14 protein-coding genes and 1 pseudogene are annotated in these 15,422 nt (G+C 57.4%); 9 read left to right on the forward strand and 6 right to left on the reverse strand.

All coding sequences use genetic code 11. The features are described 5' to 3' along the window. Positions 1-40 precede the first annotated feature (40 nt). Together Hhyl6_RS10605 and Hhyl6_RS10610 are read right to left on the reverse strand one after the other, a co-directional pair. Entirely contained in the window at positions 41-457 is a 417-nt protein-coding gene (locus tag Hhyl6_RS10605; protein ID WP_483739161.1) for an HVO_A0114 family putative DNA-binding protein, read from the reverse strand. A 558-nt stretch (positions 458-1,015) separates the two neighbouring features. Beyond that, positions 1,016-1,168, reverse strand: coding sequence for a hypothetical protein (locus Hhyl6_RS10610; protein WP_483739700.1), 153 nt, complete (start codon positions 1,166-1,168; stop codon positions 1,016-1,018). Between the two features lie 434 nt (positions 1,169-1,602). On the opposite strand from Hhyl6_RS10610, the gene Hhyl6_RS10615 reads away from it, so the two are divergent. Both Hhyl6_RS10615 and Hhyl6_RS10620 read left to right on the forward strand, forming a co-directional pair. Then, positions 1,603-2,037, forward strand: coding sequence for an SWIM zinc finger family protein (locus Hhyl6_RS10615; RefSeq protein ID WP_483739162.1), 435 nt, complete (start codon positions 1,603-1,605; stop codon positions 2,035-2,037). A 96-nt stretch (positions 2,038-2,133) separates the two neighbouring features. Beyond that, positions 2,134-2,499, forward strand: a complete 366-nt coding sequence (locus tag Hhyl6_RS10620) for a hypothetical protein (RefSeq protein ID WP_483739163.1) — start codon at positions 2,134-2,136, stop codon at positions 2,497-2,499. Between the two features lie 33 nt (positions 2,500-2,532). Here the strand turns inward: Hhyl6_RS10620 and Hhyl6_RS10625 are convergent, their stop codons facing one another. Further along, entirely contained in the window at positions 2,533-2,847 is a 315-nt protein-coding gene (locus Hhyl6_RS10625) for a hypothetical protein (RefSeq protein ID WP_483739701.1), read from the reverse strand. Between the two features lie 303 nt (positions 2,848-3,150). Here Hhyl6_RS10625 and Hhyl6_RS10630 point away from each other — a divergent pair, with 303 nt between their 5' ends. Next, the gene (locus Hhyl6_RS10630) at positions 3,151-4,077 is read left to right on the forward strand and encodes a transcription initiation factor IIB (RefSeq protein WP_483739164.1); all 927 of its coding nucleotides are present in this window, start codon (positions 3,151-3,153) and stop codon (positions 4,075-4,077) included. A gap of 423 nt (positions 4,078-4,500) precedes the next feature. Here the strand turns inward: Hhyl6_RS10630 and Hhyl6_RS10635 are convergent, their stop codons facing one another. Beyond that, on the reverse strand, positions 4,501-4,749 hold the full coding sequence (locus Hhyl6_RS10635) for a hypothetical protein (RefSeq protein WP_483739165.1): 249 nt from the start codon (positions 4,747-4,749) through the stop codon (positions 4,501-4,503). A 198-nt stretch (positions 4,750-4,947) separates the two neighbouring features. On the opposite strand from Hhyl6_RS10635, the gene Hhyl6_RS10640 reads away from it, so the two are divergent. From Hhyl6_RS10640 to Hhyl6_RS10665, 6 genes are read left to right on the forward strand one after another with little or no spacing between them, the layout of a single operon-like run. Continuing rightward, positions 4,948-5,364: a hypothetical protein gene (locus Hhyl6_RS10640; protein WP_483739166.1), complete on the forward strand. Its 417-nt coding sequence runs from the start codon at positions 4,948-4,950 to the stop codon at positions 5,362-5,364. 59 nt (positions 5,365-5,423) lie between these two features. Beyond that, complete coding sequence (locus Hhyl6_RS10645) at positions 5,424-7,067, forward strand: DUF8186 domain-containing protein (protein WP_483739167.1); 1,644 nt, start codon at positions 5,424-5,426, stop codon at positions 7,065-7,067. Continuing rightward, positions 7,064-7,942 (forward strand): twin-arginine translocation signal domain-containing protein, encoded by an 879-nt coding sequence (locus Hhyl6_RS10650; RefSeq protein ID WP_483739168.1) that lies wholly within the window; start codon positions 7,064-7,066, stop codon positions 7,940-7,942. The genes Hhyl6_RS10645 and Hhyl6_RS10650 overlap by 4 nt, the downstream gene beginning before the upstream one ends. Before the next feature lie 46 nt (positions 7,943-7,988). After that, positions 7,989-9,275: a TrbL/VirB6 family protein gene (locus tag Hhyl6_RS10655; RefSeq protein WP_483739169.1), complete on the forward strand. Its 1,287-nt coding sequence runs from the start codon at positions 7,989-7,991 to the stop codon at positions 9,273-9,275. 37 nt (positions 9,276-9,312) lie between these two features. Then, on the forward strand, positions 9,313-10,329 hold the full coding sequence (locus tag Hhyl6_RS10660; RefSeq protein WP_483739170.1) for a TraC-like domain-containing protein: 1,017 nt from the start codon (positions 9,313-9,315) through the stop codon (positions 10,327-10,329). Beyond that, positions 10,326-12,305, forward strand: coding sequence for a VirB4 family type IV secretion system protein (locus tag Hhyl6_RS10665; RefSeq protein WP_483739171.1), 1,980 nt, complete (start codon positions 10,326-10,328; stop codon positions 12,303-12,305). The genes Hhyl6_RS10660 and Hhyl6_RS10665 overlap by 4 nt, the downstream gene beginning before the upstream one ends. A 128-nt stretch (positions 12,306-12,433) precedes the next feature. Here the strand turns inward: Hhyl6_RS10665 and Hhyl6_RS10670 are convergent, their stop codons facing one another. Together Hhyl6_RS10670 and Hhyl6_RS10675 are read right to left on the reverse strand one after the other, a co-directional pair. Further along, a complete protein-coding gene (locus Hhyl6_RS10670) occupies positions 12,434-13,840 on the reverse strand; it encodes an ATP-binding protein (protein WP_483739172.1) in 1,407 nt (468 codons plus the stop codon). Positions 13,841-14,454: 614 nt separating this feature from the next. Next, positions 14,455-15,333: pseudogene (locus tag Hhyl6_RS10675) on the reverse strand (hypothetical protein). Between the last annotated feature and the right edge of the window lie 89 nt (positions 15,334-15,422).

Below are 15,422 nucleotides of genomic sequence, written 5' to 3' on the forward strand. Positions count from 1 at the left end.
GGCTCACGCTGAACAGCAATCTAAAGAAACGGAGACACATTTACACACTGGCTGGGGCGCCATCAGTATCGGAGTCATCAACGAGTGGGTAGTCGATATGCATCTCGATACGGTCGAACGGAACGACAGGTTGTATTGCTCCGCCAGAGCCCCCCTCTTCGAGATTGAGGATACCGATCACCTCCAGATGCTTCAGGTCCGAGTGGACATCGGAGACATCTCGATCGACGAGCCGTGCAGCCTCACGCATACTTTGTGGATCGTGTTCCGCGATTGCTTGAATGAGCTCGAGGCGGAGTGGCGTGAGACTATCGACGAGATCGTCGTAACTTCCGAACTGCAGGGTTACCGTCTCATCAGAGTCATCGAGCGTATTGTCTTCCCCTGCTTGGACGAAATCTAACGCGTCGTTCCGGAGCTGTTCGCGGTCGCCAACGGTGATGTGGAGTGTGGTCATGGTCAGTTGAGGTGGTTTGTTTGGTCAGTACGGTCGGTCTGGTCCGGCGTCGACGGCGTCCCAGTACTCATCAGCACTAGCCCAGAACTCTACAGGCGGAGCAGGCCGAGTGCCTCGGGGTCGTTCGAGAGAGCGAAGGCCCTCTCGTGAGGACGAGACGACGTCGGCGTCTCGAACCACTTGACCCTGAGCCAGTTCACTAGGTGTTGGTTCTCTCCCCAACAGGGTAAGCGTGTTGGGTACGAAGCCAACACGATTGACAGCGAAAAATGGCGACAGGTTGGTCCCAGTACAGACTCACGGCGTCAACTGACGGGGGGCAGACAACCGCCGAATCCAGAACAGCAAGAACTCAGTACGTTTGGGGTGGCCGTTCAAGAATATCGAAGATCTCCTTTGTTCGGTACTCCTTGTTGCGCTTCTTGCCCGTGATGTTGATTTGGCGTGTCTGACTGCAATTACTGGCTCCCGGTGAGGAACATTGTTGCATTTCACTCTACTCTATACAACAAGAAACCACGCGGAGTGAGGAACGAATTCGGCGACTCGTAGACCCATCTATTCGTTCTCGAGAGCCTCATAGAGGTCAGCGTGGCGGTGACCGTCGAGTTTCCCCATCTCGAGGGCGATCTCGTGGCGTTCCGCGTCGCTCTCAGCCGATTGAAAATTTTCGGAGATTATTGGGAATGGAACGGAAATAGAGGCGACCAGTACTAATATTCTGGCTTAGAGTGGAATTGGATGGGCCATAGCTTGTCGCAGTTGTGACATAGCGTGAGATTCTTGAGGAACCGTACCCCACGTCGACGCCCCAAGCAGCGTAATCGATTGTGACGTCGGCCGACGCCTCACCGTCGTCTCCATCGAACGCTGCGAACGTTCCCGAGCGCTGTTAGCTGACCCGGACCCCGTCTCATTGGCTTCGATAGACCACTGGAGCGAATCGCCGGCGTCACTATCGAGTTGTCCGAGGTCACAGCAACCATCGAAGAGTGGGGATACATCTCTCGGCTGCGTCGACGTCGTCGATAATTTTGTCGTGCCCCGCGAGGGGCGCGGGGCACACTACTCGTGCCCTGAAACAGACAATGTCGAACGCACAACCAACGCCGAACCCACAACCAACGCCGAACCCACTCTCGCAGTTGGAGTTCACCACCCGAGTTGCAAAACGTGCTCAGTACGAAGCCTTCGAGTTTGACCTGCTCGGGGACCGAATCCGTGTTCGCAACGGGAGTTATGCCGATCCAGAAAATCACGAGTATCTCGTCCAGATCGAAGACGGCGTGCCAGTTTCCTGTACCTGCCCGGCCGACGAACATTTCGAGGGTGCCTGTAAGCACCGCGTCGGCGTCGCGATTCGCCGACCGATCGTCGACCTCGTCACCGACGTCCAACTCCGAGCCGACGGCGGCGACTCCATTCGGCCGAGGGTGCATGGAGAGCGACGGAACAGCGAACCAGTACCGGGCGACCCGCAAGGTGAGGAAGAGAAAACGGACGACTGTGAGTGTGATGAGTTACCCGATTCGGTCCCGTGCTGGCCGTGTTTCCGTGATGGGCGAAAGGAATTCGAGTAGAGATTGCTCTGTAGAGTAGGACTGTTGCCGGTGAATTGATTACAATCACAAAAGCACGACAGTACATTCAGTACAGTAGCACAACAATTACAGCATATGCCAGTGAGTATCGAGGACTTCGAATCAGGAGATCTACCTCAGGGCCCCTGTATTCCAGAACAGGTCGTCACATATCTGTACAGCCACTCCGATCAGGCCTTCACGCGCTCGGAAATCGCAGCCGCGATAGACGAAACACCGAATGCAGTGGGAACCATTCTTTCACGGCTGAAGAATCGAAATCTGGTTCGACATAAAGGAGAGTACTGGGCAATCACGGACGATATACAGCGTGTCACTGAGGCATACGACCTTCACACGCTCACTACCCGTCTCAACGACGAAGACGGCGGAATCAATCCGGAGGAATGGGATGCCGCTGCACCGGATCGCCCACACCCGAGTGAAGAGAGAAATAACTGATGCAGCCAGAACGGGGCGAGCCAACTACTCTATCTAAAGCTCGGCAACTTCGTCGACGAAATCTTCGTCAAACTGCTGTTTCAAGACACGGAGGTTGGCAGCTTCTTCTGCACCAATGAGCGCTTTGAGCTGCTCGTAGGTGATGACGTCGTCGTAGTAGGCATCAGCAATTTCCTGGGTGAATGCGTCGTCGTGGGTGGCTTCCCGTAGATACTCCCGGAGTGCAGATATGAGGACATCTGCCCGGTCTTCTCCCAGAACTGTAACGAGTGCGTCGGCCCAGACGATGAGTCGATCCGGGGCCCAAAACTGAACTCGCGTCTTATCGGAGCCCGTTGTGCGTACAATGTGAGATAATTCACTTACATATTGCTGTGAGTACAATGTGTGTCGGAGATAGTCGCTCAAGTCGCTAACGAACCCATACGAACCCTCAGCGACATAACCGCCCTTAGCACTAGTCATTCTGTTTACGATTATCTAAATCACAGTTTTACTAATCGTGATTTTACTAATCTCAGTGTTACTAACTTAGATTCGCTGCTCTCTCATTGATCCCGACAGGCGACGGAGATCCACACAACGCCGACAGCCCGTTTTTATTTCCCCCTGACGGGTGCGGGGCCCTCAAACACGTGCCCCTGAAAACGAATGAGTAGTTCCAAACCCTACGCAAATGGCTTCGACGAAGATCCCGAAACCGATGTGCACGGCGACTGCCCGGAGTGTGCAGGTAGTATCGAGACAGACGGCGGCGAGCGAGCGTGTACGGACTGTGGTCTCGTCATCGACGGCCACGGACTCGCCTACGGCAATCGACCGCGGTGGTTCGACGACGGCCCGGATACCCGACGGACGGGCGCTCCGCTGACGCCGGCCAGACACGACAGTGGACTTTCGAGTGAGATCGGGCGGGGCGGCGACGCCAACGGACGGCCGCTTTCGAGTCGGAAGCGACGACAGATCCGTCGACTGCGTCGTGAGCACAACCGGGCCAGATTCCGGTCGAAAGCAGAGCAAAACCTCGCGTTCGCCTGTGGAGATATCGCCCGTATCGTCGGGGCGCTGGACCTGAAACACGACGTTCGCGAATTCGCCAGCGTGCTGTTCAGACGAGCGCAAGATGAGGACCTCCTCAGAGGACGGTCACTCGAAGGATTCTCGGCAGGGAGCGTGTTCGCGGCCTGTCGGTGCCGGGGACTACCCCGATCGGTGAGCGAGATTGCGGCCGTGGCTCGGTGTGAGGAAACCACTGTGTTGAACAGCTACCGTGTCCTCAATGCCGAACTCGAACTGGCGACGGCCGTCCAGGCGCCGCGTCAGCTCTTTCCCCGACTCGCCTCCGAACTCGATGTCGATGACGTCGTCCGTAGCCGGGCACGCGACCTCATCGAGGTGGCAGAAAGCGAGGGCGTTGCGAACGGACGTCGGCCCTCGGGTGTCGCCGCTGCGGCCATCTATCTCGCGGGACAGGAATTCGGTGCGGAGCAAACGCAAGCAGAACTGGCCGACGCCGCAGACGTCTCGCCGGTGACGATTCGAGAGCGAATGTACGACCTCCAGGAGGTCATCGCGTGAGGCTTCTTCCTCGCAACTCAGTAGAGGGGAGGCGTGAGCGCTCATGAAGATCCGATGGTTCCGCTCCCTGTTCAGCGATCAGACCGTCGTCCACGAGTGTCGGTACTGTGGAACCACGCTCCCCTCGAAACGAAGTCACTGTCCGTACTGTGGTCCAACGAGCGTCGTCACGTACGACGTCTCGTAGCTGACAGAGAGGACTATCCTTTGCATAGTGCGTAGCAAACTGCGGCCGTGGAGTCGAACATCAGGAGGCAATACTCATTTTCGAACACGTCGTCAATGTCCCGATTCGCGTCTCGGTTGGTCGTTGCAGCCTCCGGGGTTCGCACCGGATACCTTACACCACTTCGCTAAGCGGGGAATCAGGCGCTGTTCCCCCTTCGGAAACCATATTCGGTATGCCGTACTGGTCGTAGGTACTCAATCTTCGGGGAGTTCCTCACCAGCGGCGACTGCTCGGCCGTGATCAGTGATGCGATAGGCAGGGTCCGTTTCGTGGCGCTTTGCCAATCCGTGGTCGACGTAGACTGGACAGCGCTGTGCTATCCACTGCCTGCTGAAGTCCGTATTCAGCTCCAAGTTTTTCGGCGTGTGCCAGCCATCGTAGCGAGCCAGTTCATCTAAAATAGAGGGATCAGCGGGAACTGCCCACTCAATTGCTGGATACATACCAGATACACATTATCGTCTCTGTTAGTCGTTGCGTTCAGCAAAAAGTGAAGCGGGTTCAGTGCCATCCGTACAAATGTCAGACAATTCGTACGAATGCTAACAATTAAGCCCCCCTTACGCGCTCAGTAGAATAGGAGTCACTCATCCGCGGTCATCGGGTCACGACCGCATTTTGAGCGATTGCTGCCGAGACACATGCAACCGGACAGTCACAACACCGCCGAGTCAGAATCGCTACGAACAGCACACACCACTGAGTCGGTCCGTCAGATACGGACCTCCGTCCTCGCTTTGCTCACTCTGTCGGTGGTCGCCGTCGACCCCGTCGCCGCACAGACAGTGGGCACAGCGTTCTGTGAGTCCGATATGGCGCTGACGGTCAAGAATCTCTTCACGGTCATCCAGTTCGGTGGGCCACTCATCGGGGGCGTCCTCGCGTTGGGTGCGACGGTCGCCATCCCGACGATTCGCCGGGCGGACATGAAGAAGGAGCTCAAAGAAATCCGCAATCAGGGAGTCATCTGGGGCGTCATCGTCGCACCGCTCGCGACGACAATCTTGCAGTTCATCCTGAACAACGTCGTCGCAGGTGGCACGAGTTGCGGATTCTGAGCCAGCAGCAAGTGCCAGTCGCACTCACGCTGGTAGCGTCGCTGCTCGTTGTCCCCGTCATGGCGAGTGCACACCCACCAAACGAGACGAGTCATGGCGTGAATTCGTCGTCGTTCACGCCACTCTGGTCAAACGATACTGATGAGACAGTCCTGACCGGGGAGAACGCCTCGAGTAGCGCGCTTCGAACACTCGCCTCAGGAACCGACATCCCGACGAACGAACCGCCAGTGGCCGTCGAGCAGTGGAACCGTGGTGAACACGAGGAGTTCCCACAGACTGGTAGTGATACGTCGGCCGCACCAAGCCACGCAGCTCTCGAACAGGGTCGATATATCCGAGACGCCCACGTGACGCTCCTTGCTGTGCAGCCGTCGACGGTCGTCCATACGTCAGCGTCCGAGCGAACACACTACGTCGCGCCATCCGGCGCAGTAATGGGCGTCGTCGATTTCCGCGTCCAAGCACCGGCCGGGCGGCAAGCGACGAATCAGCGAGTCGAGCACTCAGTGGTGCAGACTCGCGTGAACGAGACGCGATTACTGGTCGACGGCGACGTAGTCGCTCGACAGACACAGACACGGACGCCGCGGCTCACCTACAGCGGGCTGGAAGCCAGTACCGAACCGACGACGCTCACGCTCGAAGCGACGATAGAGACGACGATTCGGACCACTAGTCGGACGTGTGCAGCGGGCAATACGACACAGCAGTCCTGTACCGACTGGGACAGCAAGACGAGCTATCGGCGTGATTCGGTCACTGTCACTGACTCTGTCGACGTCCGACCCTACACGCTGGAAGTGTCTGGCTACGTCGGCCGATATCCAGATGGCGACTTCGGACTTGTCGTTTACAAAAGCGACCCGTGGGGCGGGTACGAGCGGACCGACGCAGACGGGCAAGTCACTGGCGTCTGGCGCTTTTACACCGCTCGGAACCCTGCGTGGGACACACTCGAACGCCGGAGCAACGACGGAACCGAGCGTGTCCATTCCCCAGTTCACCCGCTGCAGGTGCACGCCTTTCCTATCGAAGTCGGGCCGACGGCGTCGCCTCAGTCTGCGGTGACGATTCTCGACATCTTCGGCGAGGAACTCACCCCACCAACCCTCCCTCGAAACGTTTCGCTCGACGTCGTCGAAGACCCCTATACGGCGAGCTATGGACTGGCCACGCGGTGGGAAGCGTCGGATGCAAACCACACGCAGTATACTGGCGCTGTCACCGCACGTGGTCTCGTCCGCGGTGTCGAGACGACGCGCCAACTCGATACCTTCGCCAAAGTCCCGATTCGTGAGAGTAACCTCACCCTCTCGATTCAGAATCGCTCGAACGAGACGGTGCGTCTTCGTGCGACGCTCCGTGATACCGAGACAGGCGAACCTATCGAGACGCAGACCCGCGACGGGTACGTCCTCATCGCTGGCGACCGCGTCGACACCAACGCCACGGGCGTCGTCGTCCGCACCATCCCTGCGGATAGCGGCGGGGTGAGTGCACGTTATGTGCCCGGACAGTGGTGGCTGAACATCCCTGGGTATACCGGTGACAGTGACAGCATCTACGTTCGCAGTCCCCTGTTGAACCTACTCTCGACGCTGTTCGTCTTCGCTGTTCCAGTCTCGCTGTTCTTACTCGCCGTCTTGCTCATCGACCGCATCACTGGCTGGCGTATCTGGCCACCATGGAGGGCACTATGACCGACCAAACCACGGAGACACCGAACTCCCAAGCGACCGTACTGCAGGCCTCACGACGACAGTTCCTTCGCACCACCGCGATTGGTGGTGTTCTCGGACTCGCCGGCTGTCCCTCGATAGATGGTGATACCGAAGAAGCGACGCCCACGGCCGAGATGGAGGCTATTGAAGATATCTCGTTCGAGGGCGAGCATCTCGTCCTCACTGCAACAGAGGACTTTCGTGGGACGGAACTGCACGTCGTCGACCCGACGGAGACTGTCTGGGCGAAGACTGAGACGGAGCCGACGACCGGGAAGGCACGGATTCGATTGTTGGATGTCGATAGCTATGACGAAGACAATCACTACACGCCCGGAACATTCCGATTCGTCTTCGAACCGCGAGCAGAGGACCCACAGACGGAACAGGTAGATCTGGTTCCAGATGTATCAATTATAGACATTCGCTCTCCAGAGAATGAGAATCCAGAGTATGCTGGTAGGGTAGCTGTCGATATCAAGAATAGTGGTAACTCTCCCACGTGGATTAGTGAGATCGTCTATGAAGATGCCCCAAACTACGCGGCAAATGATGAGCCAGGTGAAAGGATGTCCCCGTCTCTCTATGGCATAGAGGACGCTATTGACGCCATCATCTATCCCAACGAAGGCAAGACGTTCTTCTCGGGAGACATACCATTCATTTTCCCAGATGACGATCGGCCCTACTGCGCAAATAATGAATATGCGGTCACAGTGGTAGTCACGGCACCTCATTCACCACACCTTCGTCGGAAAATCACAGTGGAACGAAATGGAGACCCAACCTTCTCAGCGTTTTCTGGCGAATACGTCTGTTCAGATCTTAAAATAGTAAATGGGGACTCAGAGTGAATAGTTCTCAAGCGGTCACTGACAATTTCTACTCCTCGGTGGCGTGATGCAGGCTCTTAGTGATGTAATCAGCAGTGCGTTATCTAACTGGCTCGGGGAACTTGTTGAGCCAGTCGCAACCACAATAGAAGACGGAACAGAAGCGGTTGTGAAAGCAATCGTAACTACTCCAGCCCCAGATACGGTATTTCGTCCACCAACAAACGACCCTTGGACACAGATTTACGAGTACTACTGGGACGAGCTGATTCCGATAGTGCTCTTTCTCTATGGCATTTCGATTGGACTCGTCATCTTCCTCGAATCGACGAGTCATCTGTTCTCCAGTTACCACAGGACGAAACTCAAAAAGCGAGCGTTCTCCGGCCTGCTGGGGATTCTCGCGTGGTGGTGGATTGCTGCACTCTCTCTGCAATTGATGGATGGGTTTGCGGCCGTCCTGGTGCCAGATCTCTCAGATATCTCGCTCTTCGAGTCACTCTCGTTCGGTGCGATGGGTCTACTCGGATTGTTAGTCTCGTATACTGTAGACCTCATCCTGTTCGTCCTGATCGGCCTCATCTACTTCACCCGGCAGGTGATGCTCTATCTCTTCGTCCTGTTGATGCCGATCCTGATCGTCTTCTGGATTCCCGGCGTCGGGCCGTTTTCGCTCGTCTCGCGGTTCATGGCTCGCCTGGCTGGCTTTTACGCCCCGTTCCTGTTCATGACCATTCCCGTGGCACTCCTCTTTCGACTGGGACAGTTACTGGGCAGTAGTTTCCAGTTCACAGTCAACGGTATCGCGCTGTGGTTCGTCGCGTTGATCATCCCGTTCGTTGCTGTCGTCGCACCGCTGTTGATGTTCTGGCAGGCCGGTGCGATCTTCGTCTTTGGCGAGCGGGCGAGTCGTCACGCATCAACCCAGCGAGCACAGCAGCGATTTGCCAAGACGGCCGGCGGCGCACAGACTGCGGCGCAGGGCACGCAAAACTTCAGCAGAGGCGTTCGTGGCGAACCCGCAATGAGAGGGGACGGCCAGACCGTACTCGGCTCTGGGAACTCCCGTGCCCACGCAGGCGGCCAGCGAGTGAGAAAGACGGCGGTTTCTCTTCGAGATCGAGTCACGGCCGACAGCAGTACTTCTGAGCCGACACAGCGCAGTTCGACGGGCGGCAAAGACTCCGGAGATCAGCGTGAGGAAAGCGACAGTCGGGCAAGCGACTTCGCAGCGATGCGTGACCGCGATACTCGTTCACCATCGGATTCGACGGACTCCGCCAGCTCGCAGAATTCCGAGACGGCGAACAGCACGGACCGATCGGACGACGACCGTCCGCGGTACATCAACTGAAACTGACCACACACGACCCGCGAGATTTACAGACCATATGTCACATCGAGATCCCGCAAAGCGAATCCCGAAATTTCTCGGGACCGAGGCAACGCTCTTTGGAACGTACACCCTGTCGGACGCCGCTATCGGACTGTTTCCAGGCGTGGTAGTCGTCTTACTCTTACAGGTCGTCCTGCCCGAGTCACTCACTATTGGTGGGTACGCTCTCCAGACACTGACACTCCCATTGGCCGGCGTGGCAATTCTCGTTGGTGGGGTATTCGTCTACCTCACACCATCCTACACGACGAGCATCGACTGGATCGCGACGTATCTCGGGTCGCTCAGAACACCCGATGAATACGACGTCGAGGCAGCGAAAGAGCACACACAACTCGAACGCATCCACCCAGAACACGATGCCATCGAACGGACCGACGGCGCGTTCGTCGGGCTGGTGCAGGTCGACCCTGCGAACATGGCGCTCGCAACGAGCGAAGAGTGGGCAGAGCGAGCAGATGCCTTTGCTGACTTCCTCAATACGACTGTCGAGTTCCCCATCCAACTGTACTCGACGACGCAGGACTTTCCCGTCGAAGAGTATCTCGCCCACTACGACGACCGCTTGGACGATCCGGACGTGAAAGCGAATCCTCGGTTGGCGAGGTTGATCGAGGCGTACACCGAGTGGTACGAAGACGAAGTCGAATCACGCCAGATGACGATTCGAGATCACTACGTCGTCGTCCCGGTGACGCCCATGGAAGTCCAATTCGATAGCGAGAGTATCCTGCAGCAGTTGGCCACGCTGCCGATACTGGGCTTACTCGTTACGTCGTGGTTCGCCCCGCGCGTCGCCGACGAACGAGAAGCGATGTTCGACGAACTCGATACTCGGTTGCGACGCGTCGAAAGTGGAATCCGTGAGATCGAGGGGTGTGATGCGAGTCGCCTCGACGCCCACGACGCACTCGGCGTCGTCGGGAATTTCTGGACGCAAGAGACCTATGCGAGCGAGACGCTCGAACAGCTCGCTCGGCGACGGCCCGTCATCAGTGGGGCAGATCGATGATCGGTCGATTCCTCGCGTCGTTCGGTGCGGTCACGTCAGAGAGCGATGGGGACGACGAGGATGCGTCCGGGTCGACGACAGACGGGACGTCTTCGAAACGTCGGGCGACCGACGACATCACCGTCTCCTACAGTCGTTCTGAAACGGTACTTCCCGACCTCTCCGACATCCACTCCGGACTCGTTACCCCATCAGGCATCGAGACGACGCCAAACAGCGTTCGCGTGGGTGAGACGTGGTCACGCTCGCGCTGGATCGCCGAGTATCCAGAGACGCCGATGGACGGCTTTCTCGAGCGACTGTATGCCTCGCCGGAGACACGCAAGACAGACGTCTCGATTCACGTCGACCCACGCGATACCGAACAGACACTCGATTCGCTAGAGAACCATCTCGAGGAACTGGAGGCTGACGTGGAGTACCTCCAGGAGAAACGGCGTGCGGGTGCCCGTGGTCTCCGGAAAGACCTTGAGGACTATCGCGACCTCTACGACACGCTTCGGAATAGTTCGATGCAAGCCTTCGACGTCGCGACGTACCTCACCAGTCGGGCCGACGATCCCGAAGCACTCTCTGGGAATGCCGTCCGGAAGACTGCCAGGCAACCACCGGCCAATCTCACGCCGGTGACGCCACGCTGGCAACAGCTCCAGACACTCATTGCGACGAGTCCGGTTGGTGATGATAGACTGGAGCACTCCCTCTCGACGCGAACGCCGATGCTCGCCGGCGCCGTCGGCGCGATGTTTCCCTTCGTTTCTGGAGCGTTTGCCGAACCCGGGATCGAGTACGGGACGTATGCGTTGAACGAGAGCCCACTGATTCTGGATCGGTTTGCTCGCGAGACGGGGTACTGTACGATGGTCATCGGGAAGCTGGGGGCTGGGAAATCCTTCTCGACGAAACTCCAGTTGGTTCGGCGTGGGATGTACGATCCAGAGACGATCATCATCATGCTCGATCCCCTCCGTGGCTTCGCCGGTGTGAACGATGCCCTCGGGGGCGAGCGGGTGACCGTCGGCGGGACGCGCGGGTTCAATCCACTGGAGTTGAAGGCCACGCCCGAGGCGGTGCTAGCGTCGGTTCCGGACCTCGATCCATGGGCCGAGCAAATCTCCTGGGTGCTGTCCTTCTTCGAGACGTTCTTCGCCCACGTCGCGAACAACCCGCTTGCAGACCGGAAGCAGACGCTCCGTCGAGCCGTCCAGGAAGCGTACGAACGACAGGGGATTACTCGCGAGCCGAGTACGCACTCGAATCCGTCGCCGACGGTGCGTGACGTCATCGAGATTCTGGAAGCGCTGCTTGCCGATCCGGCGTCCTTTGGTTACACGACGGCCGGCGAACAGGCGAGCGTGCAAGACAATGCTCAGTCACTCCTGAAGGACTTGCGACCGTCCTTCCGCGAGAAAGGCGATCTGGCGAACCTTGCACGGCCAACGGAGTTCGACCTCGACTCGAATGTGGTGTATCTGGACTTGCACCAAGAAGAGGGCGCACGCGGCCGCAGCGAGACGAGCCTCATGATGCAGGTGCTGTTCAACGCCGTCTACGAGCGAGCGAAGCAAACCGAGAAACGCGTCATCTTCGCTATCGACGAAGCACACTATCTGATGGCTGACGCCACGTCACTGGACTTTCTGGAGACGGCTGTTCGGCACTCTCGGCATTATGACCTCTCGCTGCACTTCATCACACAGACCGGCGGCGAGTTCGCGTTGACGCCCGAGGCTCGAACGATTGCCAGCCTCTGTTCGATGACTCTGATTCACCGGGTGAACGAAGAGGCCGAGAAGCTGGCCGAGTGGTTCGACCTAAGCGAGCGGGAGGTGAACTGGGTCCGGACAGCGAAGGCCGGGAACGACGAAGATGGGTATTCAGAAGCGTTACTAGGCGTCGACGAGGAGGGGTGGTTCCCGTTACGGGTCCGTGCGAGTGGGTTCGAAGCTGGCGCTATTGGAGGGAACTCCGTGTGAGCGTTCGACCAGACACACCCCTCGCTCCAAGTAGAACGGAAAACGGACTCCGTCACCCCCTCCCCCCTCACAACGAGTGAAAACTAGACACAGTAGGTGCAGGACTTTCTTGCTCATTGGGGACACTCTCACTCATTGATATCTGACCCGTCCAGTGCCGTCACAACATCTGCAACGGTGAAGAGTCGGAGGTCATCGCGTTCTGTAGCAGCTGCTTCGACGGATGGTTTGAAGCCACTGCGCGAGAAAAGAGCATATCTCTCAGTTCGGTCTCCACCAGAGTTTGGCGTCCACCTGAGTTCTGCAGTGTGGCTCTCAAGTTTCGAGAGTGCATCGTATCCCAGCGGAGATTGTTGGAACTTACACTCACCAACAATCAGCGTCTCGGAAGTGGTAAGACCAACAACGTCTATCTCGTGGTCATCATACCACCATTGCCCAGTCTGTGTAATAGTATGCTCTGGGTAGAGGGCGCGCAGCGCTGAACAGGAGAGTTCTTCGAATGATCGACTAACAAAACCTGGCAACTCAGGTTCGATCAGTGTGTCATACGCATCGGTACCGAGTTCGTCATATTGCTCTCCGGTACCGTAGACAAAGTGGAACCAAAAGCGGAAAAACGGGTCCCGGATACGATACCGACTCCGCTTACTCCGCTCTTTCTGCTCTGTGATCGGAACGTGTTGATCGACCAAACGGAGCCGAGACAACCGATTGAGATACTTTGAGAGCTGGTTGTATGCGATTCCAGTCGTCCCCGAAATTTCGTTCCGGCTTGTGCTTCCACCTGCAATTGCCTCAAGAATCGAGAAGTATCGCGTCGGTTCCCTGAGTTCCATACGGAGAACATAGTCTGGTTCGTCATGGAGCGTCCCGTGTCGGGAGAGGATGGTCTCCTGGATGTTCTCCCCGAGTGAGGCCCCAGGTGAGACCTCCTCAAGATAGTATGGAACGCCACCGAAGACACCCCATGTAAGGACTTGTTCAGCCGGAGTATAGGTGTCATCGAAAAATTCCATCGCAGCCGCAAACGGGAGCTGTCTAATATCCAGTTTGAGCGACGATCGGCCATACAGTGGACTATTGCCAAGTAGCGCAGCTTCTTCCATCATACTGATTGAAGACCCCACAAGCACGAATGTCGCAGCAGATCCATCGAGGTCATGATCAAACATCGCTTGTAACACGGAGGGAAGACTCTCATCTTGTTCAACGAGATACGGAAATTCGTCGAGAACGATAATCGCATCCTCGTCAGCAAGATACCCCAGAACGTCCTCCCAGTCCTCTCTAATCCGTTTCACGCCGGGATATGTATCAGAAGCCACGTCGATGAACTGCTGGAGCTGCAGGTCTGTGGTTTTCTGTTTCGCCTGATACACCACGGCGGTATCATACTCTTCGAGAGATTGTTTGACCAGCGCTGTTTTCCCAAGCCGACGTCGCCCAAATATCACGGCGAGCTCAGCTTCCTCGGACTCGTAGAGAGAATACAGCCGAGAGAGTTCTTCTGTCCGATTTACGAAATCTGTCATGGTCTGTGTATGTCCTCGTCGGTTATAATACCTTCTAGAATCGTACTTTGGAGTATGATACTTTGGAGTATTTTCTATGCTCATGACTCTCGAACCTTCGGCGTATTCCCGTTGGTGAGTCCATGACATTCACAGCGACCGGCCCGCATTGGGAGGGTCCTCCCTACGGTCGTCCCGTGCGGCCGCTCCGCTCGGTCGCGGCCTTATGGTGGCTGTGCAGGCAGCCGACTGGTGTCGGACGACAGTCCTACTCCGTCGACGACAGCAGGTCCACTCCAGCCCGGGGAGGATTCTCGGGTGGGACACTTCTCCCAGTCGTGCTTTCAGCAGGGCTGTGCCTCTGCAAGCCTGTCAAATATCGCTGTTTGTGAGGGGCTACTAGTCTTTTCACGCCATACAGCGCGAGTTCTTCGATTGCAATCTGTCACACCCGTTGTGACGTGGGAATTACTCCATCGTTCGCTGTGTTCGTTACATTCGTTGTGCGTACTCTGTAACACGGGACTTCCCCCCTAGTCCTGCAGCTAGTGACTGTCCGTATTCGTGCGGACGAGGGCTGTCTACGGTGTCGTCGAGGGCTTAGTTGTGGGTTGGGTGGTCGAGTGTACTCCTCGTCACAGGGCTTGGGCGGGTTTGCCTGTCACAACGGGTGTGACGCCTCCAGTTGCTGCGTTCCGGTCGGTCCCATCCAGTAGGTCGAGGCCGACGTAGCGCTTTTCGAGAAGCCCGCCAGCCGTGTCTATCTCCATCTCGAGGATTTGGGTTGACTCTTGGGTGCGACCCACCTGGCGGGTCTTTTCACGCAAATCACTCCCTCCAAGTTCGAGGAGTATCTCCCACACACGGGCAACTGTCTGGCGGTGGGGCGTTCGGCCTAACTGGGCGGTCAACGCTGTCGTCAGTGTGTCCTTGGTCATGAACACACCACTGCCATCGGTTCGTTTCGTCGCGAACTCCGGCCAGCGTTTGGCGACGGCGATTGCTCGATACGTATTCTGACGGTTCGATTGCTCGACGAACATGGTCTTGACCTTGGACTGGCGGCAGTTCGCGAAGAAATCCAATGGGGAGCTACTGGGTTCGACACCCTATGGGAGCGCTTCGGCGTCGTCCTGGTGGTCGGTGTCAGCTTCGATTTGGTGGGCTTTGGCGATGGCGCTCTTTGCGACATCGTGCGTGCGTTCCTGTGTGGCTTCGAGGTCGTCGAGGTTGGAAGCGGTGGTTTCAGCTTTCGCGCTGGCTGTGGTGGCGATGTCGTGGGTGCGTTCCTGTGTGGCTTCGAGTTCGTCGAGGCGGGCTTGGAGTCGGGCGTTTTCTTCGAGGAGTCGTTCCAAGAGAGTGAGCAGTAGTGGGTCGATATCTCGGTCGGCGAGGGTCGAGAGGCAGCCCGCAAGGTCCTCGGGGGTGTCCTGGCCGATATCCAGACCGAGTTCAGTGGCAAGCGCTGCATCGCGTTCGTCGGGGCCGTCGGCCGTTGGGTTGTGAGTGTTCACAGATCCGTGCTCGGAATCGAACCAAGCGAACCGACCACGGCACGGACAGTGGCGAAAGCTGTAGCTCAGTGGACGAGCAGCAGCGCTCC

The sequence above is a fragment of the Haloarcula sp. H-hyl6 genome (genome assembly GCF_056934455.1).